Consider the following 23767-nt stretch of genomic DNA (forward strand, 5'->3'; position numbering starts at 1 on the left):
TTCCTCATGTCTGCGATTCTCCTGAATGGCGGACCCCTTGCTACTTCACATTGGTACGGCCTGGGGGGAGCAGGTCAAGCCAGCGCTCGCATGACCAGCCGGAAAGCATTTTCCGCTCCCCATCTCTTGAGGCCTGTGTTCGAAAAGACCAATAAAAGGGCGATCGCCACCAAATTGATTTAAGTTCCACGGGCAATCCATATTTGTCAATACCTTAAGAAGGCTCACCAAAATTACACTGACCAAACTGGATAAAATCAGGTAAAGCAATGGGGACCGCCATTTTTTCCGCTGTTCAGATTTGGAGGCAAGTACAAATATATATAGTGCAATGATCACAACGATTGCTAGGGTGCTCAGATGCTTCCCACCCTTATGAAGCAATTTGTTTGTAACCCAATGATCATTCAAAGACCATTCATAACCCTGCAGGGCATATATTTTCTCGGCAAAGAAAAAGTCCCCTCCAAGATACATGAAATAATAAAAAATTAGCGCCAGGAAAGTAATCGGAATCAGTAAGTGATTTACAAAGAATTCTCTATTTATATTATTTGGCATCTTCCAGCTTGTCACTTTTTGAAAATATTCATTATTTCAACCAACGAAATAGTTGGCAACTACTTTGTCGCGAATTTTATTCTTCTACTACCAGAATTAAAAAAAGAGCGCAAATAAATGCGCTCTATGAATGACCAACTAAATAAAATTAAACTAATTTCGACAGCATTTGCCCCATCTCTACATATTCATCGACAGCTTGATTCATAGCGAATTGTGTACGAATAGCATTAGCTGTAAATGATGCCCTCTCTTGATCGAGATCAACCGTATTTCTATCCATTGCATTCTGAGAGACAGGGCGAAATGCAATCTGAGGATCAATTGATGTTGGAGCAATGTTCCCAAGGTGGGACTTATTCGTAGACTGCACTGTCAGCATTTGCCTTTGCGTCTCTTCAAGCGCAGCCTTGAAGTCTATATCTTTCGCTTGGTATCCAGGAGTGTCAGCATTCGCAATATTGCTTGCTAATACTTCCATCCTCTTAACTCTAAGATATAGAGCGGCATCCTCGAATCTAAGAGAATCCATAGGATTTTTCTAGTAAATTTCGAAGCTTCAATGGTAGCGAAGTTGTCCTCTCAGCAAGATTACATTTTTGACACTATTCAGCCATTTACATGGTCTGAAGATTACATTTCTGACACCTTCTTGTAATCTGAGATCTCAGGAGAACAGAGATCACCCAGCCGATCATCTGCTCTCCCTAAGTTCTAAGCAGACTTTCCGCAGTTTGAGCAAAAACGCGATCCAAGCGCCATCTGCACGCCGCATGCGTTGCAGGCCTGGGGGGCTAGGCCGCTTCCGCACTGTTGACAGAACCGTGCTTGGGGAGAGCTTTGAGTTCGGCAGTTAGGACAAATGATCCCACCGGACACTCCTGGATCGTTGTAGGAGGCGGGTGTCCGTTTTTGATGATGACCATTCCCATGATGATCGCCACCAGATCGGTGATGGCCTCCGAGTAGGCGTTCAAAAAAGCTCATAACTATCCTCACAATTCAAGCTAGTGCACACGAAAACTCTCTGTCGAATTCAGGACTTGGGCACTTTTCCAAGCAGCCTTAGCCCATTGACTACAACTAGGAGACTTGCCCCCATATCTGCGAATACCGCCATCCACATGGATGCATTCCCGAACACTGCCAAGACTAGAAATACGGCCTTGATGCCAAGAGCAAGAGTGATGTTTTGCCAAAGGATCGCATGGGTGGATCGAGACAGCTTCACTGTCTCAGCAATCCTTCGCAAGTCATCATTCATCACGACGACGTCGGCTGCTTCCATAGCGGTATCTGTACCGGCGGCACCCATGGCAACCCCGACGTCTGCTTGGGCCAGCGCTGGGGCATCATTGATACCGTCGCCCGTCATTGCTGTGAGTCCATATTGGCCCTGGAGCGTTTTGATGGCAGCTAGCTTGTCCTCCGGCAACAAGTTTCCTCGTGCTTGCTCGATACCAGCTTCACTGGCTACTGAAGAGGCGGTGGCTTGGTTATCTCCAGTCAGCATGACTGGGGTGATACCAAGCGCTTTCAATTCAGATATAGCTTCACGAGAGGAGCCCTTAATCGTGTCGGCAACTGCAAACAGTGCGATGACTCGTTCCGGGTCGGCAAGCAATGTGACAGTACGGCCGGATTCTTCATGCCGCTTGAGCGTGGCTTCAAGCTCTGAGGAGCATTGGCCACGTTCCTCAATCAAGCGATGATTCCCTAGTACATAGACTGTTCCACTCAGTTCGGCCTGCACACCTCGTCCAGCAAGTGCCGTGAAGTTCTGAATGTCTGCGTTGTTAGGCTTCAGGCCCGCTGCGATGGCGCGCGACACAGGATGATCTGAGTGGCCAGCGAGAGCTGCTGCCACCGACTCCGCGGTATCAAGGCTGCTCGCGGCATCAACCAACGACCAGTCCACAAGGCGCGGCTTGCCCTCGGTAATTGTTCCGGTCTTGTCCAGCGCGATTGCCTTAAGCTTGCGCGCCTCTTCCAGATAGATACCGCCTTTGATCAAAATACCACGGCGGGCTGCTGCCGCTAAGCCGCTCACAATCGTCACTGGTGTGGAAATGACGAGTGCGCAGGGGCAAGCAATAACTAGCAGAACCAGTGCCTTATAGACGGCCTGCATCCACGTCCAGCCAAGTAGCCAGGGGCCTACCAATGCTACGACGACGGCGATAACGAAAATTGCAGGTGTGTAAATTGCAGCAAATCGATCAACGAACCCCTGAGTAGGTGCTCGAGTCGCTTGTGCTTGCTCAACGGCATGAATAATCCTCGCCAACGTCGAGTTGGAGGCCAATGCAGTAACTTCAAACTCAAAAGTTCCAGACTCGTTGATGGTGCCCGCAAACACCGGGTCACCCACCGCCTTGTCAACGGGGATACTTTCACCAGTTACGGGGGCCTGGTTGATGCTCGTTTGTCCTGCCTGAACGACTCCATCCATAGGAACGCGCTCACCTGGCTTGACTCGCAGCGTCGAGCCCACTGCGATTTGTGCAACTGCGACGGTTAGCCAACTACCGTCACTTTGGCGAACCGATGCTTGGTCCGGAGCCATCGCAAGCAACCCCTGAATGGCATTGCGGGCCCGATCGACTGCCCTCGCCTCGATTGCCTCGGCGATGGCATACAACGCCATCACCATCGCCGCTTCAGGCCATTGACCGATGACAAACGCACCAGTCACAGCAACAGTCATCAATGCATTGATGTTCAGCTTGCCACGACGCAGTGCTCCAAACCCTTTTTTATAGACGTCAAAGCCCGCAAGCCAAATCGCAATCGCGGCGACTGCAAAGCCGGCGACTTTCCAAGCCATGGTTTCTGGCGCGAAGTAGCCGACACCTTCCGCAGCGATAGCAAGAGCAAGCGCCGCGACCAACTTTGGAGTTGTGCCACGCACAAGCTCATTGTCGTGGCTGTCGCCGGCCGCATGGCTTGAGTCCGCAGTGTTCGATGAGATCAGCTTTGGCTCAAAGCCAGCTTCAGTGATTGCCAACAATGCGGCAGCAAGGGCATCAGTGTCCGCATCAATTTTGAGAGTTCTCTGCGAGAGCTGGAATCTGAGTCCCCGGATACCTGCAATTGGTTCAAGTGCACGACGTATCTCAGCTTCCTCGCCAGCGCAATCCATCGTTGGAATGCGGTACGTTAGCCCTCGATCCAACGGAGTTGCCTCCACGCTCGGGATGGTGTGTGAGCTACAGCAATCCGTGGTGGCGGTACTAAGCATGTTGTCATCAATGTTTGGGGGCTTCATACTCGATCTCCTGTTGACCATGTGGCAATTAAAAACCTTTTAGTTAGTATAGAGTCAACTCATTTCGAACCGGGTCTATGAAGATTGGTGAACTGGCTGAGGTCGCTGGTACGGCGGTTGAGACCATTCACTTTTATGAACGCGAGAAACTGCTGCCTTCGGCTGCTACAGCTGAAAACAACTACCGTGTTTACTCGACGGACCACATAGACCAACTTGCCTTCATTCGATGCTGCCGATCGCTGAATATGACACTTGATGAAGTACGTTCTTTGCTCTCGCTACGGGAGTCATCTGCGAAGGACTGTGCAGAGGTCAATGCGCTCTTGCACACACACATAGAACATGTCAATCATCGCATCCAGGATCTGAGTGTTCTCGTTGCTGAACTTCAGACGATTCGTGCAAGCTACAGAGCTTCACAGGCACTTTCTGAATGCGGAGTTCTTTCTAGGCTGATGTCAGGTTCCACGACAAGCTGCGGGTCTCCTCGTCCCCAGCGCCATATCTACGGCGCGCACTAGGAAGCCATGCGCTGACAAATTGACCAGACGCTCATGGCTTTCTATTGTTGTGCACACGGGTAGCAATCAATGGCGCTCGAGCTCATTTTTCGCAACGTAGATCTTTAGCGTGCTACCTGCAAACGCTGCAGGTGCGATCTTCGACAGGTCGACGGGCCTATGACCCATCACATCAAATTTCCAGATGAACTGTTCCTTGCCGTTGGTGAACTCGACCGTCTCTCCACATACAAGATTGAGATATTGAGTGCTTCGTGTTGTGTCTACAACGCGTGAGACCTGAGACTCAGCACCTGCTCGTCCAAAAGTTCTGTCTGCAGTACGTGTGGTCGAGCTGGTACTTTCGAAGGACTTTGTAGTCGCGCTTTCCGATGGACCCAAGACGCCACTTTCATTTGCAGATGCAGACATTGAAACGGTGGCGCAGGACAGCACGATTGAAGCCAGAAATACGAGATTAGTTTTCATGATAAAGATTCCTTGATCAATTACTTGAAGAACGTCTGAGTGCTTTTCTACCCAGACACATCAAATATATAGATAGGCACTTTACGCAATATTGTCTGCAACATGATATTTTTGTAATCCACAGCTAAAATTAACCTGATTACTAAAATGTAATCTGAATGTCAGATTTCTGTCGGTATTGCACACATAGAGTTCTGTGCCCCTATTCCAAATCGAATTTCGATATTTCCATTAGGGTTAATAGGATTTCTATGAGCGCACCAGCATCCGAAGATAATCTTAAATTTCACCGGTCAAGAATAGCATTGTTTTTTCAAAAATCTACCGATCGCCATAAGCTATGGGTAACTATTATTGCTCTACTTGTGATGCAAGTTGTTTTTGCATCTCTAGGATATGAAGGCAGAAAAATATTACAGATAAGCGTCCTACTTATACCGACTCTATTATTGTTACTAATTCCAATCAATAACTCTAGATTAAATCTAATTAGAGCATTTCTTGTTTGGAGTTTTGTTCTTGTATTTTTATTAGACTCAGCCGTCCGAGCGCATCTCATCTCAATTTATGCTGCTGCGCCAGATAGTACGATGGTGGTAAGTGCACTTGCAAACACAAATACATCGGAAATGGGAGGCTATATCTCCACACACATCCGTGATTTCAGTGGATCTAGCATTATTTTACTTATTTCAGCGGGTGTTGCTCTCTGGTTATCTTTAAAAGGGGCAAGGAAAAGAACGAAGGTCTCGAAGATTGAGCTGATTGCTTTATCCATCATCATTTTGATATCCGCCGTTTCATACATCAGCAAGCCATGGAGAAGGATAAATCCTCTAATTTTTTGGTCTAATTTAGCTGAATCCGTAAAGAATACGAAAGATAGCTGGGCATCATATGGAAAAGAACGCGCCTTAGCACAAAGGTCAGCAAAAAGTGAGATTCCTTCGATTGCTAGAAAAGACAAATCCACCGTAGTTCTTATTATTTCTGAAAGCATAAATCGAGATAACATGCGCATTTATGGCTACGAAAGAAATACGACGCCGATGCTCGAAAAGCTTCAAAAAGATATGGGCGATAGATTTCTCGTTATCCGTAACTCATGGTCCACGGAAGCAACCACTATTCCTGCCATTGATAGCATGATGAACTTCACAACTGCTGAAACAGATACGAAACTAAACATAATTGCTCTCGCAAAAGAAGCAGGATATAAAACTTGGTGGATAAGCAATCATGATGATATTGCAATTACGCAAAAGCATGCAGCAATGGCCGATGTGATTTCCATGGAAAATAATAAACCAGGTAGATCTAGCAATTCACTTGATGAGATTTTATTACCATCATATGAGAATGCCCTTAAAGATTCACACCCTCGGAAATTGATTGTTTTACATATGCTGGGTGCTCATCCTCATTATCGTCTGCGATACCCGGAAAAGCAGCCTATATTTACCGATGATGAAGTATCAAGAATAATGTCTGCGGCTGAACGTTCAATGTGGGTTCAGGAATTTAGAAATGACTACGATTCAGCTGTTGTTTATCAAGACAGGGTAGTTGCATCTGTCTTTGAAAAATTAATAAGTTCCCCATCCAGTGCAGATGACTATAAGTCCATTATTTACGTATCAGATCACGGACAAGAAGTTGGACATCAAACAAATAAAGTTGGTCACAGTCCAAGTACTGCATCCGGTTATAAAATACCCACAATAATTTGGACATCGACTGGAACTGATGTTGCTTCTAAAAATATATCTGATAGACCATTTAGAGCTGACTGGCTCGCTTGGACCATGTCGGATTTAATGGCATTAAGATGGAATAGTTACGAGCCATCTCGAAGCATTATCAACCCAAGCTATAGCTGGGTTAGCCCAAGCTTACCTATAAAAGACCCAATAACTGGGGCGTTGTTGCACATATCAGCCCCAGGCCAGATTTCCCCAACCCCAGGCGCGGCTAGGCCACAGCCACCGTCTGCGGGCAGCCCAGTTCAGTAAACCGATTGGGGATGGCGGCTCGAATGTGCAGTTCGGCAACTTGGCGGCGACACTCTGGCTCATGCTTTTTGCACTTCCACTCGGCTTCGTCCAGGAACTTGATGCCCGTGGAGTCGACCAGTAGGCGCAGGCCGGCGGAGCTGGACCGGTAAGACTGCGTTAGCGGTTGCACAACGTGCTGAAGTCGGGAACTGGTCACAGCAGTCCAGACAACGCCAGTAGTGTCAGAACAAAGCATGTGGTCTGCCGCAAGGTCAATCCAAAGAGGTTTGATGGTCAGGCCGTACTGGATGGCCGCATCGGAGAACTTCGGGCTGTGCCCGCGTTTGCCGCTGGCAGCTGCAAACCAGCCATGCCTTTGTCCAGCCAGATGGTCGGTGAGCCCCGCGCATTGAGCGCTGCGTTGTATTGCTTCCAGTTGGTGGTGCGATAGCGGGGTTTGGACTACGGGGACTGACACATCGCACGAGGCTACCTAGCCTTAGCCGGCAATTTGAATACGAAGGACTTCCCGCCATCTTGGTCTGCTGGATACGCAGTGTCACGTTGGATCGGCAAGCCAATTTCTTCGTCATTCATCAGGAGTCGTGCCATGCAAAACATCGTCCGTGTTGGGGTAGATCTCGCAAAGAATGTGCTGCAGGCCCATGCAGTCAATGCTCAAGGGAGGATGGTCACTAACCGGGCCATCCAGCGCAGCAAGTTCTTGGCATGGTGTGCGCAATTACCTGCAGGGTGCCTGATGGTCATGGAGGCTTGCGGTGGTGCGCACCACTGGTGTTCGGCAGTTGCTGCGCATGGACTTGGATGCACGCATGATGGCAGCAGCATTGGTTGCACCCTATCGCTTGCAGGGCAAGAGCGGAAACAAAATGCCAATTATGCCGCTGCCATTTGCGAGGCAGCCAGCCGTCCTCAGATGCGCCTTGTTCCCGTTAAGACTTCAGAGCAGCAGGGCATACTATGTGTGCATCAGCCGCGCGAAGGGTCAATGAGGAACGCACAGCATGCATCAAACGTATTCGAGAAATGCTCGCCGAGTTTGGCATCGTCCTGCCGCAAAGCCCCAGAGGCTTGCGCACCTATTTGCACGATATCTTGGAAGATGCGAGCAATGACCTCGCAGGCGCAGCCCGCATTGCGCTACAGCGTGCACTCATGCATTGACAAGAGCTCGATGAACATCTTCACTGGTGTGAGCAGCGTATTACAGCTCACTGTGAAGAAGATGCCCAGGTGCAGCGAGCTGCCGCCATCAAGGGCTTGGGATCACTCACTGCATTAGCGATGGTCGGCGACTTCAAGCAGTTTAGGAAGGGTGCACAGTTTGCCGCCTGGCTTGGGTTGACGCCCAGACAGAATTCCAGCGGAGGCAAATCCAACCTCGGAGCCATCACCAAGCGAGGCGATAGTTACCTGCGCACTTTGCTGGTGTAAGGAGCCAAGGCCGTAGTGCTGACCGGCAAACACAACCTCGACCCTATCTCCCAATCGGTAATGGCCTTGAGGCCGCGCAGTGGCTGGCAAAAGGCCGCCGTGGCTTTAGCCAACAAAAATGCACGCATCCTGTGGGCGCTCATGACACAGGAGCGCACCTGTAACGCAGGCCATGCCAGCGAACGCCCTAGACCACCCATTTCTGCCGTTGCCTGAGGCAAGCACTTCAACATGCCAGACGTGAAATCAAAGATGCAATGAACAGGTTAGATCAGCAGCAGGCAAGCTCGGTTGTTGCATTGTGAGTCGCAATACGTCACGAGATTTGAATAGCACCCTGCTGCGCGGTTTGTTTCAGGGGGCGCACACCTCGTGCCTAACACCGTCTGTAGATGTGCAGTCTGTTTCTCGTTTCAAGCACCTTGATCGTCTTGGCAGTCAGGTTAGTCAAAAGTTACTGATCAGCGCTTGCGTTGACGGGAAGTCCCTGTAGTGCAACAACGCCAATGACAGTCCCTTCTTCTATCAATGGTTCGGTTTCAATTCCGTGACCATAGCTTTGCCATTGATCGACTCTGCTTGGAACTTCACCTTATCGCCAACCTTTAAGCCGTCGAGCATCTTCTTATCGGATACCTCGAAGCCCATGGTCATGGCCGGCATCGCCAGGTTCGGAATATCTCCGTGACGCAGGACGACAAGGTTCTTTTGGATGTCAACCTTGCGGACTTCACCATCAACTAAGGGCATGGTGGAAGCTGATGCACTTGCAGCTGGCTTCATTGGCATTTTCATGTCCTGAGCATGGACTGTTGTGAACGCTGCACATGTGAGGGCTGCGGCAAGTAAGTGAGTTGTTTTCATGGGTCTTTCTTTCTAAAAAATGGTTATGAAGCCTCGACTGAGGACGCTTTTAGGTTCGGAGAGTGGTGTTTAGTGATGGGGCGCTTCCGATGGATCAAGTACCAGGCAGCGGGGATGACAAGCATGCTCAATAGCGGGGCCGTGACCATCCCGCCGACCATGGGAGCAGCGATGCGGGTCATGACTTCAGAGCCGGTGCCATGTCCGATCAGGATGGGCAATAAGCCCGCCATAACCACGGCAACAGTCATGGCCTTTGGCCGCACGCGCATCACTGCGCCCTCGCGAATGGCAGCCAGCAACGTCTCCTCATTGTCTGGCTCGCCCGCGGCCAGATGCTGTTTCCATGCGTTCTGCAGGTAGACCAGCATCACGACGCCAAACTCCGCGGCAACGCCGGCCAGAGCAATGAATCCCACAGCGGAGGCGACTGACACAGCGTGGCCAAGTGCCCAGATGAACCAAAAGCCTCCCACCAACGAAAACGGTACTGCAGCCATGACCAATGCAGCGTCACTTGCGCTACGAAACAGTAAGTAGAGAAGCATGAAGATGACGGCCAATGTGAGTGGCACGACGACTGTCATGCGCTCTGTGGCACGCTCTAGATACTCGAACTGACCGGACCAAGACAATGAATAGCCAGCAGGCATGGTCACCTGTTTTCCGACTAAAGCTTGCATGTCGTGAACGACGGAGCGCAGGTCCCGGCCACGCACGTCCACATAGACCCAGCCCGAAAGCCGTGCGTTCTCACTGCGGATCATCGGAGGTCCTTCCGTGACGGCGATTCTCGCCACATCCTGCAGGAGGACGGTCGCCCCCTTGTCAGTCACGAAAGGTAGCTTGCGCAGGCGTTCCAGCGAATCACGGATTTCGCGTGGGTAGCGTACGTTCACTGGGAAGCGCTCTCGCCCCTGAATAACTTCCCCTACATTCTCACCGCCGATGGCGGTGGATATGACCGCCTGCACGTCAGCCACAGAAAGGCCGAACCGTGCCGCGGCGTGTCGGTCTACATCCACGTCAATGTACCGGCCTCCAGTCAAGCGCTCTGCCAAGGCAGAAGCAACACCAGGCACGCCGCGCACGGCGGACTCAATCTGTGCCGCGAGCTTGTCGATGGTGGCGAGGTCCGGTCCGGCGACCTTGATGCCGACGGGACTCTTAATGCCGGTGGCCAGCATGTCGATACGGTTGCGGATCGGTGGCACCCACACGTTTGATAGACCCGGAACCTTGACCACCCGGTCCAGTTCTTCAACCAACTTCTCCGGGGTCATACCAGGACGCCATTGCTCACGTGGCTTGAACTGGATCGTGGTCTCGAACATCTCCAGCGGCGCAGGATCGGTCGCAGTATCTGCTCGTCCTGCCTTGCCGAACACACGCTGAACCTCGGGCACTGTCTTGATAAGCCGGTCTGTCTGTTGCAACAACTCTGCGGCCTTTGAGACCGAAATACCAGGTAACGCCGAGGGCATGTACAACAGATCGCCTTCGTCCAGCGGCGGCATGAACTCACCGCCCAGCCGCATGACCGGAATTGCGGTGATGGCCAGGGCCAATGCCGCTGCCAGCAGCGTGGACTTAGGAAAACGCAAAACCAACTCCAAAGCAGGCCGGTAAATGGCGATAAGGCTTCTGTTGATAGGGTTCGCAGTTTCCTTTGGAATGCGTCCTCGAATGAGGTATCCCATCAGCACTGGAACCAGAGTCACCGACAAGCCAGCAGCAGCAGCCATTGCGTAGGTCTTGGTGAAAGCCAGTGGTGAGAACAGCCGTCCTTCCTGGGCCTCTAGGGTGAACACGGGCAGGAACGACAACGTGATGACCAGCAACGAGAAGAACAGCGCAGGGCCGACTTCCACGGCTGATTGCGCGATCAGTTCCCAGCGCTCGGCCACGGACGGTGGGCGTCCATGTCGTTCTTCAAAGTGCTCCAGATGCTTGTGCGCAGCTTCGACCAGGACCACCGAGGCATCGACCATAGCCCCTAGAGCAATGGCCACACCGCCCAACGAGAGAATGTTCGCGCTCACGCCTTGCCAGTGCATCACGCCAAAAGCCGCTAGCACCCCAATAGGCAGCGTTACAACGGCCACCAGCGCCGAGCGCAGGTGGAATAGGAAGATGGCACAGACTACGGCGACGACGGCGAACTCCTCCAGGAGCTTGACACGCAGGTTATCGACCGCACGATCAATGAGCTGGGAGCGGTCATAGGTTTCCACCACCTCAACGCCTTTGGGCAGACTGGGCTTTAGCGTCTCTAGCTTGGCTTTGACGGCTTCGATGGTGGCACGGGCATTCTTTCCGGAGCGCATGACCACCACACCGCCCGTGACTTCACCCTCGCCATCCAGTTCGGCGATGCCTCGGCGCATTTCTGGGCCGATCTGGACAGTGGCCACGTCTTTAAGCAGCACAGGTGTCGCTCCGCTGAGGGTGAGCGGGATGGTACGGAAGTCCTCCAGTGATTGAAGAAATCCGCGCGAGCGCACCATGTACTCGGTCTCGGCCATTTCCACTACCGAACCGCCCGACGACTGATTGGCCTTCTGCAGAGCCTGCACGACCACGGACTGCGTAATGCCGAGCACTCGCATCCGGTCCGGGTCGAGCACCACTTGATATTGACGAACCATGCCGCCGATGCTGGCGACTTCTGCCACATCCGGAACGGTTTTCAGCTCGAATTTCAGAAACCAGTCGTTGAGGGCTCTCAGCTGTCCAATATCGTTATGGCCGCTGCGGTCGACCAGCGCGTACTCGTAGACCCAGCCCACACCAGTGGCATCCGGGCCTAGCGCGGCTGTCGCACCTACTGGTAAGCGGCTTTGCACCTGGTTCAGATACTCCACCACCCGTGACCGTGCCCAGTATGGATCGGTCTTGTCGTCAAACAGGATATAGACGAAGGAGTCGCCAAAGAACGAATAGCCTCGGACGGTTTTAGCCCCAGGTACGCTCAGCATGGTTGTGGTCAGCGGGTAGGTCACGAGGTCCTCCACCACCTGGGGCGGCTTGCCTGGGTAGGTGGTGCGAACGATCACCTGTACGTCGCTGAGGTCCGGCAATGCATCGACCGGGGTGCGAGATGCCGACCAGATGCCTACCGCCACGAGGAACGCGGTGGCAATCAGCACTAGAAAGCGGTTGGTGATGGACCAACGGATCAGAGCAGCAATCACTTGGCGCCTCCGGTGGTTCCAGCGGCGCTGCCGCTTTTCTGCACGGAGATGACTTCCCAATCCATGGGCCCGCCTTTTCGGAACTCGAAGCGCACCAGATCTCCTGGCTTCAAGCCCATGAGCGTCATCGAGTCGGCCTTGCCAAAGCTCATTGTCATGGCGGGCCACTTGAGAGCCGGCACAGGGCCATGCGAGATCGTGATCCCGTCGTCATCCATGCTTTCCACCTTGCCCTCGGCGCGGAAGATGTCGGGGGCTTCGGTGGCCGTAGCGGGCACAGGCTGGGATTGCCCGGCCTCCATGGCTCCCAGAGCTGACTTGAGCCGCGCTTCCGAGTCCACTAGGAATTGGCCGCTGGCAATCACCTCTTCGCCTTCGCGCAAGCCTTGCAGCACCTCCAATTGATCACCCAAGTCCTCGCCCAGTTTGATTTCCCGAGGCTCGAAGTTGCCAGACTCCTTGCGGACGATGACCAATGCACGGGTGCCGGTACGGATGACGGCTTCGGCAGGCAGGACTAGGCGCGAGGCTGGAGCGTCGCCGACCTGCAGGCGCAGCAGCAACCCGGGTATCAGTTTGCCGCTGCGGTTATCGACCTCGAATCGCGCTTGCAGGGTGCGTGTGCTGGCGTTGACCTGTGGCAGGATTTCCTTCAACTCGCCTTCGAAGGTTTGGGATGCATCGGCTTGCAGAACGGCCTTGACCTTCTGGCCACGCGTCAGACGTACGGCTTGTGCTTCCGGCACTTCAGCCACGGCCCAGACCTTCTCTAGGCCGGAGATACGGAACAACGTAAGGCCAGGTGACACCTGGGCTCCATCTCGCACACCAAGTTCCGTCACCACGCCATTTACCGGAGCCTGCAAGGTATAGCGAGCTTGGGCGACCCCGGTTTCCTCACTCTTGCGTACCAGTTCTGCGGGGATGGACATGGCGCGCATGCGCTCACGGGTTGCCGTAATAAGCTCCTGAGGTACACCTGAACGCTTGAGTGCGAGCAGTTCGTTTTGTGGCCCCAGCCACTCGGGCGCAAAAATGGTGGCCAAAGCCTGACCTTTGCGAACCTGCTCCATGGGAGCGCGCACAGCCAAATGCTCGACATAACCGGCAACACGGGTCTGAACGGCGACACTCAGACGCTCATCGAACTGCACCGTTCCAACGGCGTCGAACGACGCGCCGATGTCGGCTCGCTTGACCGTCGCGGTCCGAATGCCGAGGTTCTGCTGCACCGTTGGACTGACTTTGACACCTGTGTCATTGGCATCGTCCGCATAGACGGGCACCAATTGCATGTCCATGAATGGCGACTTGCCCGGTTTGTCAAAGCGTGGTCCCGGCACCATGGGGTCATGCCAGTAGAGGACCTTGCGCTCGCCTGTGGGAGCCTTGGATTCCGAGGCGGCTACGGCCTGGGGGGCAGCGCCTTCGGAGGTCAAGCGGCCAATAAAGAAGCCACCGGCTGCCAGCAGTACGCCTGCCGTAACCAATGAAGTGACCAGTGCTGTGCGCTTCATTGGGCACCTCCCTGAGCGATGGGTTTGAGGTTTAGTTGGGCCTGCGTACGTACCAAATCACGCTGCAGTGCGAGGAGTTTTCTCTGAGCTTCGACCTCGGCATGTCGTGCCTCAAACACGGCGGTCAGGGCCAATTGATTTGAGCGGTAGGCGGCCAGGGCGGCGGAAGTGCGCTGTCTGGCCGGAGTCACTACGGAGCCTTGGTATCTCTCGATACGCTGCTGCAGGCGCGCGGCGTCGCTAGTCAAGGTGCGGTAATCGGCCATGGCTGCGCGCATTCCCTCCGTCAGGTCAGCCTCTGCTTTGTCGACCATGGCCAGCTTGGCCGAGGTTTCGCGGTCTTGGCGCTGGCTTGGTGCGATTTGGAGCGGGATGCTGACGCCGACTGAAACCAAATCGGAATAGCCAGTGCGCTGGCCGTAGGACACTTCCCAGGTCCAGTTGGGAGAGCGCTCCTTGGCTGCGACGTTTGCACTCTGGCGAGCAATTTCGACGTCGCTTTTTAAGCCTGCGACGGCTGGATATCTCGCCACGTAGTCCCATTCCTCGGGAGCAGGGAAGGCAGGTGGCTTGTTGAGGGCATCGGGAAGAATGCCGATCCAGCGTTGCAGACTGACCATGGCTGCAGACTGTTGTTGGCGAACCTCTTCGCTTTCATCCTCTGCAATCCCTTTGGCGGATAGGAGCTGCAACGCTTCTGCGCTGTTGCCTGTGGCAGCTGCTATGCGGCTTTTTGCCGCATTCAGCTCCTCGTGCAAGTGATGCTCGGTTTGTGTGGTTAGCTTGAGTGCTTCAGTGGCGAACCAAGCATCGACATACGCCATGCTGACCTGCAGGCGAGCCTCGGCTTCGGCAATGTCTTTTTGTACGGCATCGCGGTCGGCCCGTGCACGAGCCGCACCTTCGCGTGCGGCTCGTTTATCGGCGGAGAGCCACTCTTGGCTGATACCGATGCGCTTCATCGTCATGGACTCACGGGTACCGCTGAAGCGGTCTGAGCCGGTAACCGGCAAATTGTCGATGCCGGCCCGCAGCATGGGATCTGGCAACTGACCCGCAGCCTGTATGGAATGGACAGAGCCTTGCATCGCCGCCTGGGCTGCGCGGGCTGCTTCGGAGCGTTGGACGGCCAAGCTTATTGCCTGGTCGAATGAAATCGATTCTGCAGCAGCAACGGCCGGCAGAAATACGGCAGCCAAGGAGGCTGCTCGCAAAAAAATAGGGGACATGGAAACTCCGTGGACGAACGAGGGCATTGCCGGCGTATGGACAAGCCACGCCAGCACCAGTCAGTCGACGGAGTGATCAGACTCTGAGTCTGAGAGTAGAGAGAAAAAGAGGGTCCGGAGGCGGTCGAACCTCCAAGGTGATGGGCCAGGACACTGCAAGTGCAGCATCAAATTCGAGCACTAGCGGCAGCTCCAACACCTGCACGATGGCAGGTAATGACGCCACGGGCAGTTTGACTGCTTCGAAGGTCACATCCGGGGCATTGGTGTACTGATGACACAGAACCGGTTGCTGTTGGTCCATACCTTCGCATGGTATGCCGGCCTCCATCCTGGCCGTCATTGCATCAACGCCTTCCTCCTGTGGGCAGACGTAACCCGCCAACGCCAGCTGTGCGAACAGCAGCGAAAGCACCACAAGGACTGCGGTGGATAGGCGGTGAATGCGACTTCGTAGCATGGCAGCAGTTAGTGTAGTCAATCTACCAGGGGTACGCGGTGAAGGCCATACGTTGCTACCGATCTTTAAATGCTACAGATCTTCGGCAAGCCAGTGGTTAACTCGCATCCTAGGAGCAAACGCTACAGCTGTGTCTGAAGGAAGCGCGACACCGTATGCACAACTCAGTTCTGAAGAAGGCGGTGTCCTGTCCCATCCTCAAGTTAATGGATGAGGAAACATGCAATGTGATGCTCGGTAGCGATATCCGCCTCGGTGAGTCCGCGCATCGTTGAACCCAGTGTCGCCCCCCTAAGTGATGATTGCGATCATCTGGGCCGAAATTCTTCCGGGAAATTTGTAGTTCGCTCAAGCTGATGTTCTACATGCAGAGGCCTCTGTTGCTTGAGGCCTCTGCGGTAGATCGGAACAAAAATGCAGGAAAGAGCTGCATCCGCGATGCATGCGTCTTTGATGGAGATCAGCCTGCAAATGATTGGAGGCGAGCATCTCGCGCAGCTGGCGATTCATTACGCGTTTCGTTGATCACTTGCTCGCGGGTTTTGCTCGATCCTGTCTCGGGAGTTCCACGTGGGAAATTGCTTTCACCGTAAGAAAGGCGGCCCTGCTTCATGGCGGCTTCAGTCTCTGCCTTGACTTGAGCTCGGGTTTTCTGGCTTTCAAAGTGCTGCGGATGCACGATCACGCCTTGTTCATTGTTGGCTGGATGCTCGTAGGCTGCAGAGGCCATTCCAGGAAGAGCCAGGGTGACAACGGCAGCAACGCTTGCGAGTACGGAGGAAATGGAGATGCGGTTTTGAGACATGGTTGGCTCCTAAGACAGTTGATGAACACATCTCCTGGACCTTGATCAAGGTGAGGAGAAGATGGGTTGATCTTAGGAGTCGGAGCCCAACAAAATCAGGTCTGTCCGGTGACATTGTTGTCAGCTTTTTCGCGGCAGCTCTTACCCCAAATCTGCATACCAATAAACCCAAAGCGAAAAGCGAAGACCAACGTAGTTGACGTACACAGCGTGCTCCAGTGCATGTGCAGACAGATACTTGACATTCACATCATGTGAAGGATGAAACTTTAGCCACAAGCTTTAAAGGAGTACGTAATGGCTATTTTTCGCATCAATGACATGAAATGTGGTGCCTGTGCCGCGCGGATTCAGCGCTCCATTTTGGCGATCGATGATGAAGCAAAGATCGGAGTGAATGCGCGAGATAAAACGGTGCAAGTCTCTGGCGATCTGAGCGACGCCGACTACATGTTGGCCATCCAGACCGCTGGATACACTCCAGAATTATTGGCGTTAGCCGAAGCCGAGCAGGCAAATGCTGAGAAGCCGCAGACGAAATGCTGCGGCTCAACTTCAGCAAAGACATCTTGCTGCGGATAGTGTCTTCTTGCTTTCAAGAAAAGCCTGTTTTCTGATCTGCTTAGGAAGTCGGCTGCGGAGTGGGGAATTTCAAGGTGAAGCGAGTTCGTCCATCGGCTGAAGTGGCGGTAATGGAGCCTCCATGAGCTTCGGCAATTGCTCGGGTGATGGCCAAACCCAATCCGCTACCGTCTGAGTCCGGATGAGCCCTGGAGGGGTCTGCTCGATAGAAGCGGTCAAATAACCTGGGCAAGACTTTGGGATCAATGTCCTGTCCTGTATTTTCCACAGTGACAAGTGTCCAGGAAGCGGAGGCCGCAATGTCGATGGTGACCATGCCTGCCTGAGGCGTGTAGCGCAAAGCATTAGATAGCAAATTACTCACAGCACGATGGAACATCAGTCGATCACCATCAACGAGTCCATCGCCTTTTAACTTCAAATGAATTTGCTTTTCTTCAGCGACAGCCTCGTAGAACTCCAGCAATGCATACGATTCTTGCTTTGCGGAAAACTGTTCCTTGCGCGGCAAGCTCACGCCCCGTTCGGTTTTGGCCAGGAACAGCATATCTGACACCATGCGAGCCAAACGCTGAAACTCTTCGGCATTCGAGGCAAGAATGTCTCGGTATGTCGCGGCGTCACGCTTGGATGCCAGCACAACCTGAGTCTGCGTCAACAGGTTGCTGATGGGCGTGCGTAGTTCATGGGCCAGATCAGACGCGAAATCTGTCAGTCGCTGAAAATCGTCCTGCAACCGATCCAGCATGCGATTGAGCTCATGCGCCAAATCGGCCATTTCTACGGGTACAGCCTGGACCGGCATGCGTTCACTCATCTTCTGTCCCGTCACAACGGCCGCCCGTGATTTCATCTCTCGCAGCGGTGCCAGCCCTTGCCGAGCGGCGAGCCAAGACAGAAGTGAGCACAGCAAAATTGCTGCGATCACATAAATGGCAAAGCTTGTGCGAATTCCGTTGAGGAATTGAATGTGATGCTTGGTGTCTGCTGCGATCAGTACCTTTAATGGTGACGGTGCGTAGGCCGGTAGCGTCTCAAAGCTCAAGATGTGGAATTCTGCGTCTGCATGCCGCCACACCCCAAACGATACTTCCTTGTCGATAGAAGCCGAGTTGCGATCCGGCACTGCAAAGCCGGATGCGGGCGATTGAAATACGGTTTCTCCTTGGGCATCTTTCACCTGGACTTGAAGATCCTCGTGATAGTTCAGTGCCTCATTTAAACGCCAACGAGCATCATCGACCGACTTCGTGTTCTGGAGAATTTTCTCGATCAAATGGCGCTTGTCCTGAAGCGTCATTCGGTCCAATTCCACGAAATGCTCCTCTGTAACGACTAGGAATAGGCCGCCTAAACCTAGCACTACGGCTGCCGCAACAACCGTGAAACAGAGGGCCAAGCGACTCGTTAAAGAAAGCTTTACCTTGCGAGTGAAACGCTGCACCTATTCCTCCTCGGGGACATCAAGCACATAGCCCATTCCCCGTACGGTCTGGATCAGTTTGATCGAGTGGCCTTCGTCAATTTTGGCTCGCAGACGGCGCATGGCCACCTCAATGACGTTGGTGTCGCTGTCGAAATTCATGTCCCATACCTGCGATGCGATCAATGAACGTGGCAGCACTTCACCATGTCGGCGCATCAGCAACTCTAAGAGTCCGAACTCTTTGGCTGTGAGGTCAACACGTTTGCCATTGCGAGATACGCGACGACGCAGCAGGTCTAGCTCGAGATCTGCAACAGTCAGAGTAGTACCTTCGTTGGCCGGATGTCCACGTCTAAGAATGATGCGAACTCTGGCGAGTAGTTCTGCGAAAGAAAACGGCTTTACCAGGTAATCATCAGCGCCGAGCTCTAGTCCTTTGACACGGTCCTCGACATGGTCCCGTGCAGTAAGAAACAGGACCGGCATATGTAGTCCTCGATCACGCAAAGACTGGAGCACCTGCCAACCATTGAGGCCCGGCAGCATAACATCCAAGATCACCAAGGAGTACTCCCCTTGCAAAGCCAGATGTAAGCCGTCTGAGCCATTTGGGACGAGGTCAGCAATGTAGCCAGCCTCGGTCAATCCCTGGCGCAGGTACTCACCTGTTTTAGGCTCATCTTCAACAATCAAAATCCTCATGTACTCGCTCCGCTGCAGTGGACGATCAAGAGTGTGCCGAGTTTGAAGCCCTCTGACATGAAGATAAGAAAAATGTAATGTTCCTGAAATCCTGGCGATAGAAAGGCCAACACTGCCTCGTTGTTCCTTCCTGGGAAGTCATCAAGCGTGGCTAGCAGAGTGAACCTTTTGACTGCATCGAAGGCATTTCTGGATAGAAGCCCTCCGTCGCACCAAACATGACGCGAGCATTACATGAATGTAATGAATGAGTCACTCCTCCGAAATTCAGCACGCCCTAGCATACTGAACATATCGAGCGCTCATTGCATCAGGCAAGCGTCGCCGAAAACGAATTTCTTGGAAGCTCTGGAGGATTTCACCTTATGCCGCGTCATTCGCCATTTTTTGTCACTCCCACTCAAGGGTTCTCTCGTCGGCGCTTCGTTCAGGGGCTGGCCGCAGGAGGCGTTCTGGCGGGCCTGTCAACGCAGTCGCTCATGGCATTCGCACAGCAGAGCTCCACAGTCCGCGGGGCCGCTCCGGTGCTGAAGGGTAACGAGTTCGATTTGGTGATCGCCGAGTCCGCCGTCAACTTTACGGGCAAGCCAGGGATGGCGACAACGATCAATGGATCGCTTCCTGCACCAACCCTGCGCTGGCGAGAGGGGGAGACGGTGACGATTCGCGTCACGAACAAGCTGCGCGAGGCCACTTCTATTCATTGGCACGGCATTATCTTGCCCTACCAGATGGACGGAGTTCCAGGCATCAGCTTTGCGGGCATTCCTCCTGGAGAGACGTTTACCTACCGTTTCAAGGTTCAGCAAAGCGGTTCCTACTGGTATCACTCACATTCAGGCATGCAGGAACTCACCGGCATGTATGGAGCGATCATCATTGATCCCGCAGGACCTGAGACTATCCGTGCAGATCGTGATCATGTCGTGCTCTTCTCTGACTGGACTGACGAAGACCCCATGCGCGTTTTCGCAAAGCTCAAGGTTCAGGGCGACTACTACAATTACAACCAGCCCACGGTCTTTGATTTCTTCCGTGATGCATCGCGTGATGGCGTGTCAGCGGCATTAGACAAGCGCAAGATGTGGAACGAGATGCGCATGAATCCAACGGATTTAGCCGACCTCTCTTCTGCGACCCTGACCTACCTCGCAAATGGCGTCACACCTGCAGGCAATTGGACTGCTCTTTTCCGTCCGGGCGAGCGTGTCCGGCTGCGCATGGTCAACGGCGCGGGCAATACCTTCTATGACGTACGTATACCGGGCCTGAAGCTCACGGTGGTTCATGTTGACGGTGTCGACGTAGAGCCTGTGACTGTCGATGAATTCCGATTCGGCCCTGGCGAAACCATAGACGTGATTGTCGAGCCACGTGATGACGCCTATACGATTTTTGCCCAGTCGATGGACCGAACAGGCTACGCACGCGCTACGTTAGCAGTGCGCGAAGGCCTGCAGGCTCCAGTCCCCGCACTCGATCCCGTCGAATGGCTGGGTATGAGCGACATGATGGGCGCCATGAGCCATGGCAGTTCTGGAGCCGACATGGACATGACCGGCATGTCTGGGATGACCGGCATGTCTGGGATGACCGGCATGTCTGGGATGACGGGTATGGCCGGGATGGCTGGTATGTCGGGGGCAATGGCCGGCATGGATCATGGTGCGATGGCCGGCATGAATCACGGTGGTATGGCGATGGACCATAGTCAGCATGTCAAGCCTGCTGGGAGCTTGGCAGTGCCCAGCACCACCGCACGCCATGCTCGCACTGAATATGGCGCAAGAACAGATATGCGAGTCGATATGGCCCGAACCAATCTTGACGATCCCGGTATCGGTCTGCGCAATAACGGCAGACGGGTGCTGACCTTGGCAGATCTGCATACACCTTCAGGTCCGATGGACTCGCGCGGTCCTGGACGAGAGGTGGAGTTGCACCTGACGGGGAATATGGAGCGATATTCCTGGTCTCTTGATGGATTGGAGTTCGGGCAATCAACGCCTGTTCACTTCCGTCACGGCGAGCGTTTGCGAGTCATCCTGCACAACGACACGATGATGACTCACCCTATGCACTTGCATGGGATGTGGAGTGAACTGGAGAGCCCTGATGGTCGATTCCTCGCCCGTCGACACACCTTGCCAGTACAGCCTGCACAACGCATCAGCTTCTTGGTGACGGCAGATGCTCTGGGGCGCTGGGCATGGCATTGCCACCTGATGTTCCACATGGATGCAGGCATGTTCCGCGAAGTCGTAGTGTCTTGAACAAACCTCACAAGGAAGATCAAAAATGTCCAAAGCACTCCCTATTCGTGCATTGTCCACTGCGCTCCTCGCTCTGGTGAGTATTGCGGCCCAGGCGCAAAGCGACCATTCATCGCATGGCCAAGCGAATATGCAAATGGAAGCACCGGCAAGCCCTGCCACAACTGCAGCTGATCCACATGCAGGTCATGGTGCTATGACTGGCAGCGCTGCAAGCGGCCCTGCGATGGATCACGGCAGCATGCAGATGCAAGGGGGATCCGCACCTCCAGATGCTCGCGACCCACATGGGTATTCCAATGGGTTGACCTTGGGATCGGGCGATTACGCGGTGCCTGGCGTCCCGCGCTTGATGCTTGCGGACGAGCATACCTTTGCCTCGCTGCGTGGTGAGACCCTGGAACGCCGTTTTTCACGCAGAGGTGATGATTCAACGGCCTATGACTTGCAAGCATGGTACGGGACCTCATACAACAAAGCTGTCTTGAAGGCAGAAGGTGACGTCGCCAAAGGAAAGCTCGAAGAGTCTCGCACCGAACTGCTTTGGAGCCGTGCTGCCACAACCTATTGGGATACACAGTTGGGTCTGCGCTTAGACAACGGCGTGGGACCTAGCCGTCAATGGCTGGCATTTGGTGTGCAGGGCCTGGCCCCTTACTGGTTCGAGCTGGAGGCCACAGCCTATGTTGGCAGTGGCGGCAGAACTGCGCTTCGCCTAAATGCAAGCTACGAACTATTGCTGACTCAGCGCCTGATCCTTGAGCCAAGAGCTGAAATGCAGTTTTACGGCAAGGATGATCCAGAGCGGCATATCGGCAAGGGCCTAGCCGAAGCATCTGCGGGCCTGCGACTGCGCTACGAGTTCAGCCGTCAGTTCGCTCCATATATCGGAGTGGAACGTGCGGGAAGTTTCGGGCGAACCGCTGATCTCGTTCGTGCCGACGGTGGCCGTGCTCAGCAAACACGTTGGGTGGCCGGTGTCCGCTTCTGGTTCTAGCCAGACCAATGTCCCCTTCCTAGTTGGCGCGTCCTTGGGAGCGCCAACTCTACAGACCTAGATTCGACATCTGTTTTCAAACCACCATCACACTTAGATAGGAGTCTCTCATGAACCGCTCAAACCTGGTCGCTAAGTTCATCGCGCCAATTGCCGCAACACTGTTCGCTTCCGCAGCATTTGCACATCCTTCGTTAGTTTCCTCCTCTCCTGCGGATAAGTCGCAGGTCGCGGCACCTGCCACGATTGAGTTGAAGTTCTCGGAAACGCTGGTTCCTCAGTTCTCGGCAGCGAACTTGATCATGACGGGGATGCCCGGAATGCCGAACCACGGCGCAATGAAGGTCAGCGCAAGCGTCTCTGGCGCTAGCGATGGCAAAACCATGGTCATTACTCCCGCTCAGACGCTTCAACCCGGTGCCTATCGCGTGGATTGGCGTGCAGTGTCGTCAGACACACACCCTATCAATGGCAACGTCACATTCCAGGTGAAGTAAGCAAATGGCCGAGGATTGGTTCACCATCGTATTGCGCCTTGCGCTGTATCTGGACATGGCTGCAGGTTTTGGCGTCGCCATGTTCAGCGTCTATGCCCTTGGCCACGACGAGCGATCCTTGGCAATTGCGCGTCGCTATCGCGTTTGCGTTGGTGTATGTGCAGTAATCGGGATTGGACTGTCAGTGATTGGCATGACAGTCCTTGCCAAGGCCATGTCCGGTGCGCAAACTTACTCCGAGTTGTCAACGCATATCTTCGAGATGCTCATCACCGGCACTCACATGGGCCTTGCTTGGTGCATTCGTATTCTTGCGCTAGCGCTTTGCATCTTGATTGCCCTAGTGAAGTTCAATCCAACGTTTCGCTTCGTTGCCATGTCCGTATCTAGCGGTGTAGCGCTGGCGACACTGGCCTGGGCTGGTCATGGAGCGATGGACGACGGAATGCGTGGATACATCCACCTTGCTTCAGACATCTCCCACCTCTGGGCAGCAGGTGCATGGGTCGGCGCGTTGCTTGCTTTTTTGATCTTAGCCACAAGTAGGGCAAATGCGACACAGGACACCGTAGCCATATTGAGCCGCACATCAAACGGCTTTGCCCATGTCGGAACGCTGATCGTTTTCGTTCTTGCGGCCAGTGGTGTAGTCAACTATGTATTGATCGCAGGGCCTTCGCTTGATCCGCTTGTTTCGACACTCTATGGTCAGTTGCTGCTAGGCAAGCTAGTGCTGGTTCTCGGAATGCTTGCTTTGGCAGCTGCAAATCGGTTCCGGCTTAGTCCAAGTCTGGAGGCATCATTGGGCTCAGGGAATCGCGCGCAAGCAGTCGCTAAGCTACGCCAGAGCCTGTTCATGGAGACAACACTTGCAGTTCTGGTTTTGGCGAGTGTGGCTTGGCTAGGGATTCTTTCCCCAAAAGGAATTTGATCCTCCGAGATCAACCACCG

General features: G+C 53.8%; 21 protein-coding genes and 1 pseudogene. 8 read left to right on the top strand and 14 right to left on the bottom strand.

The genetic code is table 11. From position 1 onward, the window contains the following. Positions 1-45: 45 nt before the first annotated feature. The 5 genes from ACWGXF_RS21390 to ACWGXF_RS21410 form a co-directional block, all read right to left on the bottom strand. Positions 46-576: a phosphatase PAP2 family protein gene (locus ACWGXF_RS21390; RefSeq protein ID WP_452102471.1), complete on the bottom strand. Its 531-nt coding sequence runs from the start codon at positions 574-576 to the stop codon at positions 46-48. 133 nt (positions 577-709) lie between these two features. After that, the gene (gene flgB / locus ACWGXF_RS21395; RefSeq protein ID WP_003069800.1) at positions 710-1093 is read right to left on the bottom strand and encodes a flagellar basal body rod protein FlgB; all 384 of its coding nucleotides are present in this window, start codon (positions 1091-1093) and stop codon (positions 710-712) included. 182 nt (positions 1094-1275) lie between these two features. After that, on the bottom strand, positions 1276-1428 hold the full coding sequence (locus ACWGXF_RS21400) for a double zinc ribbon domain-containing protein (protein ID WP_223305788.1): 153 nt from the start codon (positions 1426-1428) through the stop codon (positions 1276-1278). Further along, the gene (locus ACWGXF_RS21405; protein ID WP_003069802.1) at positions 1356-1538 is read right to left on the bottom strand and encodes a hypothetical protein; all 183 of its coding nucleotides are present in this window, start codon (positions 1536-1538) and stop codon (positions 1356-1358) included. Before ACWGXF_RS21405 ends, ACWGXF_RS21400 begins: the two co-directional genes overlap by 73 nt. Positions 1539-1597: 59 nt before the next feature. Then, entirely contained in the window at positions 1598-3829 is a 2232-nt protein-coding gene (locus ACWGXF_RS21410; protein WP_087083411.1) for a heavy metal translocating P-type ATPase, read from the bottom strand. Positions 3830-3906: 77 nt separating this feature from the next. Here ACWGXF_RS21410 and ACWGXF_RS21415 point away from each other — a divergent pair, with 77 nt between their 5' ends. Further along, positions 3907-4353, top strand: a complete 447-nt coding sequence (locus ACWGXF_RS21415) for a Cd(II)/Pb(II)-responsive transcriptional regulator (protein ID WP_003075108.1) — start codon at positions 3907-3909, stop codon at positions 4351-4353. Between the two features lie 66 nt (positions 4354-4419). On the opposite strand, the gene ACWGXF_RS21420 is transcribed toward ACWGXF_RS21415, so the two are convergent. Continuing rightward, on the bottom strand, positions 4420-4821 hold the full coding sequence (locus ACWGXF_RS21420; protein WP_003075109.1) for a CzcE family metal-binding protein: 402 nt from the start codon (positions 4819-4821) through the stop codon (positions 4420-4422). 251 nt (positions 4822-5072) lie between these two features. Here ACWGXF_RS21420 and ACWGXF_RS21425 point away from each other — a divergent pair, with 251 nt between their 5' ends. Continuing rightward, positions 5073-6833: a phosphoethanolamine transferase gene (locus ACWGXF_RS21425; protein WP_238553892.1), complete on the top strand. Its 1761-nt coding sequence runs from the start codon at positions 5073-5075 to the stop codon at positions 6831-6833. Here ACWGXF_RS21425 and ACWGXF_RS21430 read toward each other — a convergent pair. Then, positions 6793-7293: a transposase gene (locus tag ACWGXF_RS21430; RefSeq protein WP_452102472.1), complete on the bottom strand. Its 501-nt coding sequence runs from the start codon at positions 7291-7293 to the stop codon at positions 6793-6795. The two genes, ACWGXF_RS21425 and ACWGXF_RS21430, sit on opposite strands and share 41 nt — an antisense overlap. Before the next feature lie 132 nt (positions 7294-7425). On the opposite strand from ACWGXF_RS21430, the pseudogene ACWGXF_RS21435 reads away from it, so the two are divergent. Then, positions 7426-8486, top strand: a pseudogene (locus tag ACWGXF_RS21435) (IS110 family transposase). 309 nt (positions 8487-8795) lie between these two features. Here the strand turns inward: ACWGXF_RS21435 and ACWGXF_RS21440 are convergent. The 5 genes from ACWGXF_RS21440 to ACWGXF_RS21460 all read right to left on the bottom strand — a co-directional run bounded on the left by ACWGXF_RS21440 (position 8796) and on the right by ACWGXF_RS21460 (position 16339). After that, positions 8796-9134 (bottom strand): copper-binding protein, encoded by a 339-nt coding sequence (locus tag ACWGXF_RS21440; RefSeq protein WP_012838514.1) that lies wholly within the window; start codon positions 9132-9134, stop codon positions 8796-8798. Between the two features lie 23 nt (positions 9135-9157). After that, positions 9158-12328: an efflux RND transporter permease subunit gene (locus ACWGXF_RS21445; RefSeq protein ID WP_452102473.1), complete on the bottom strand. Its 3171-nt coding sequence runs from the start codon at positions 12326-12328 to the stop codon at positions 9158-9160. Continuing rightward, a complete protein-coding gene (locus ACWGXF_RS21450) occupies positions 12325-13845 on the bottom strand; it encodes an efflux RND transporter periplasmic adaptor subunit (RefSeq protein WP_034384438.1) in 1521 nt (506 codons plus the stop codon). Before ACWGXF_RS21450 ends, ACWGXF_RS21445 begins: the two co-directional genes overlap by 4 nt. Then, positions 13842-15074 (bottom strand): TolC family protein, encoded by a 1233-nt coding sequence (locus tag ACWGXF_RS21455; RefSeq protein ID WP_003080381.1) that lies wholly within the window; start codon positions 15072-15074, stop codon positions 13842-13844. The genes ACWGXF_RS21450 and ACWGXF_RS21455 overlap by 4 nt, the downstream gene beginning before the upstream one ends. Positions 15075-15994: 920 nt before the next feature. Continuing rightward, complete coding sequence (locus ACWGXF_RS21460) at positions 15995-16339, bottom strand: DUF4148 domain-containing protein (RefSeq protein WP_012838519.1); 345 nt, start codon at positions 16337-16339, stop codon at positions 15995-15997. Positions 16340-16636: 297 nt separating this feature from the next. On the opposite strand from ACWGXF_RS21460, the gene ACWGXF_RS21465 reads away from it, so the two are divergent. Continuing rightward, entirely contained in the window at positions 16637-16921 is a 285-nt protein-coding gene (locus ACWGXF_RS21465; protein WP_003055071.1) for a heavy-metal-associated domain-containing protein, read from the top strand. Positions 16922-16961: 40 nt separating this feature from the next. On the opposite strand, the gene ACWGXF_RS21470 is transcribed toward ACWGXF_RS21465, so the two are convergent. Both ACWGXF_RS21470 and ACWGXF_RS21475 read right to left on the bottom strand, forming a co-directional pair. Continuing rightward, positions 16962-18365 (bottom strand): heavy metal sensor histidine kinase, encoded by a 1404-nt coding sequence (locus ACWGXF_RS21470; protein WP_452102474.1) that lies wholly within the window; start codon positions 18363-18365, stop codon positions 16962-16964. Next, on the bottom strand, positions 18366-19049 hold the full coding sequence (locus ACWGXF_RS21475) for a heavy metal response regulator transcription factor (RefSeq protein WP_003062229.1): 684 nt from the start codon (positions 19047-19049) through the stop codon (positions 18366-18368). A gap of 365 nt (positions 19050-19414) precedes the next feature. Between ACWGXF_RS21475 and ACWGXF_RS21480 the strand changes: the two genes are divergently transcribed. The 4 genes from ACWGXF_RS21480 to copD all read left to right on the top strand — a co-directional run bounded on the left by ACWGXF_RS21480 (position 19415) and on the right by copD (position 23747). Then, complete coding sequence (locus ACWGXF_RS21480; protein WP_003055077.1) at positions 19415-21322, top strand: copper resistance system multicopper oxidase; 1908 nt, start codon at positions 19415-19417, stop codon at positions 21320-21322. A 25-nt stretch (positions 21323-21347) separates the two neighbouring features. Continuing rightward, positions 21348-22319: a copper resistance protein B gene (locus ACWGXF_RS21485; protein WP_003055078.1), complete on the top strand. Its 972-nt coding sequence runs from the start codon at positions 21348-21350 to the stop codon at positions 22317-22319. A 110-nt stretch (positions 22320-22429) separates the two neighbouring features. After that, on the top strand, positions 22430-22816 hold the full coding sequence (gene copC / locus ACWGXF_RS21490) for a copper homeostasis periplasmic binding protein CopC (protein WP_003078546.1): 387 nt from the start codon (positions 22430-22432) through the stop codon (positions 22814-22816). 4 nt (positions 22817-22820) lie between these two features. Further along, the gene (gene copD / locus ACWGXF_RS21495; RefSeq protein ID WP_012838523.1) at positions 22821-23747 is read left to right on the top strand and encodes a copper homeostasis membrane protein CopD; all 927 of its coding nucleotides are present in this window, start codon (positions 22821-22823) and stop codon (positions 23745-23747) included. Positions 23748-23767 lie beyond the last annotated feature (20 nt).

The organism is Comamonas sp. HJ-2 (genome assembly GCF_053615495.1).

Bases quoted from the DNA above. Each gene is read 5' to 3' on its own strand.
- flgB (WP_003069800.1), bottom strand. From the start codon at position 1,093: ATGGATTCTCTTAGATTCGAGGATGCCGCTCTATATCTTAGAGTTAAG.
- ACWGXF_RS21410 (WP_087083411.1), bottom strand. From the start codon at position 3,829: ATGAAGCCCCCAAACATTGATGACAACATGCTTAGTACCGCCACCACG.
- ACWGXF_RS21415 (WP_003075108.1), top strand. From the start codon at position 3,907: ATGAAGATTGGTGAACTGGCTGAGGTCGCTGGTACGGCGGTTGAGACC.
- ACWGXF_RS21420 (WP_003075109.1), bottom strand. From the start codon at position 4,821: ATGAAAACTAATCTCGTATTTCTGGCTTCAATCGTGCTGTCCTGCGCC.
- ACWGXF_RS21425 (WP_238553892.1), top strand. From the start codon at position 5,073: ATGAGCGCACCAGCATCCGAAGATAATCTTAAATTTCACCGGTCAAGA.
- ACWGXF_RS21440 (WP_012838514.1), bottom strand. From the start codon at position 9,134: ATGAAAACAACTCACTTACTTGCCGCAGCCCTCACATGTGCAGCGTTC.
- ACWGXF_RS21450 (WP_034384438.1), bottom strand. From the start codon at position 13,845: ATGAAGCGCACAGCACTGGTCACTTCATTGGTTACGGCAGGCGTACTG.
- ACWGXF_RS21455 (WP_003080381.1), bottom strand. From the start codon at position 15,074: ATGTCCCCTATTTTTTTGCGAGCAGCCTCCTTGGCTGCCGTATTTCTG.
- ACWGXF_RS21460 (WP_012838519.1), bottom strand. From the start codon at position 16,339: ATGTCTCAAAACCGCATCTCCATTTCCTCCGTACTCGCAAGCGTTGCT.
- ACWGXF_RS21465 (WP_003055071.1), top strand. From the start codon at position 16,637: ATGGCTATTTTTCGCATCAATGACATGAAATGTGGTGCCTGTGCCGCG.
- ACWGXF_RS21475 (WP_003062229.1), bottom strand. From the start codon at position 19,049: ATGAGGATTTTGATTGTTGAAGATGAGCCTAAAACAGGTGAGTACCTG.
- ACWGXF_RS21480 (WP_003055077.1), top strand. From the start codon at position 19,415: ATGCCGCGTCATTCGCCATTTTTTGTCACTCCCACTCAAGGGTTCTCT.
- ACWGXF_RS21485 (WP_003055078.1), top strand. From the start codon at position 21,348: ATGTCCAAAGCACTCCCTATTCGTGCATTGTCCACTGCGCTCCTCGCT.
- copC (WP_003078546.1), top strand. From the start codon at position 22,430: ATGAACCGCTCAAACCTGGTCGCTAAGTTCATCGCGCCAATTGCCGCA.
- copD (WP_012838523.1), top strand. From the start codon at position 22,821: ATGGCCGAGGATTGGTTCACCATCGTATTGCGCCTTGCGCTGTATCTG.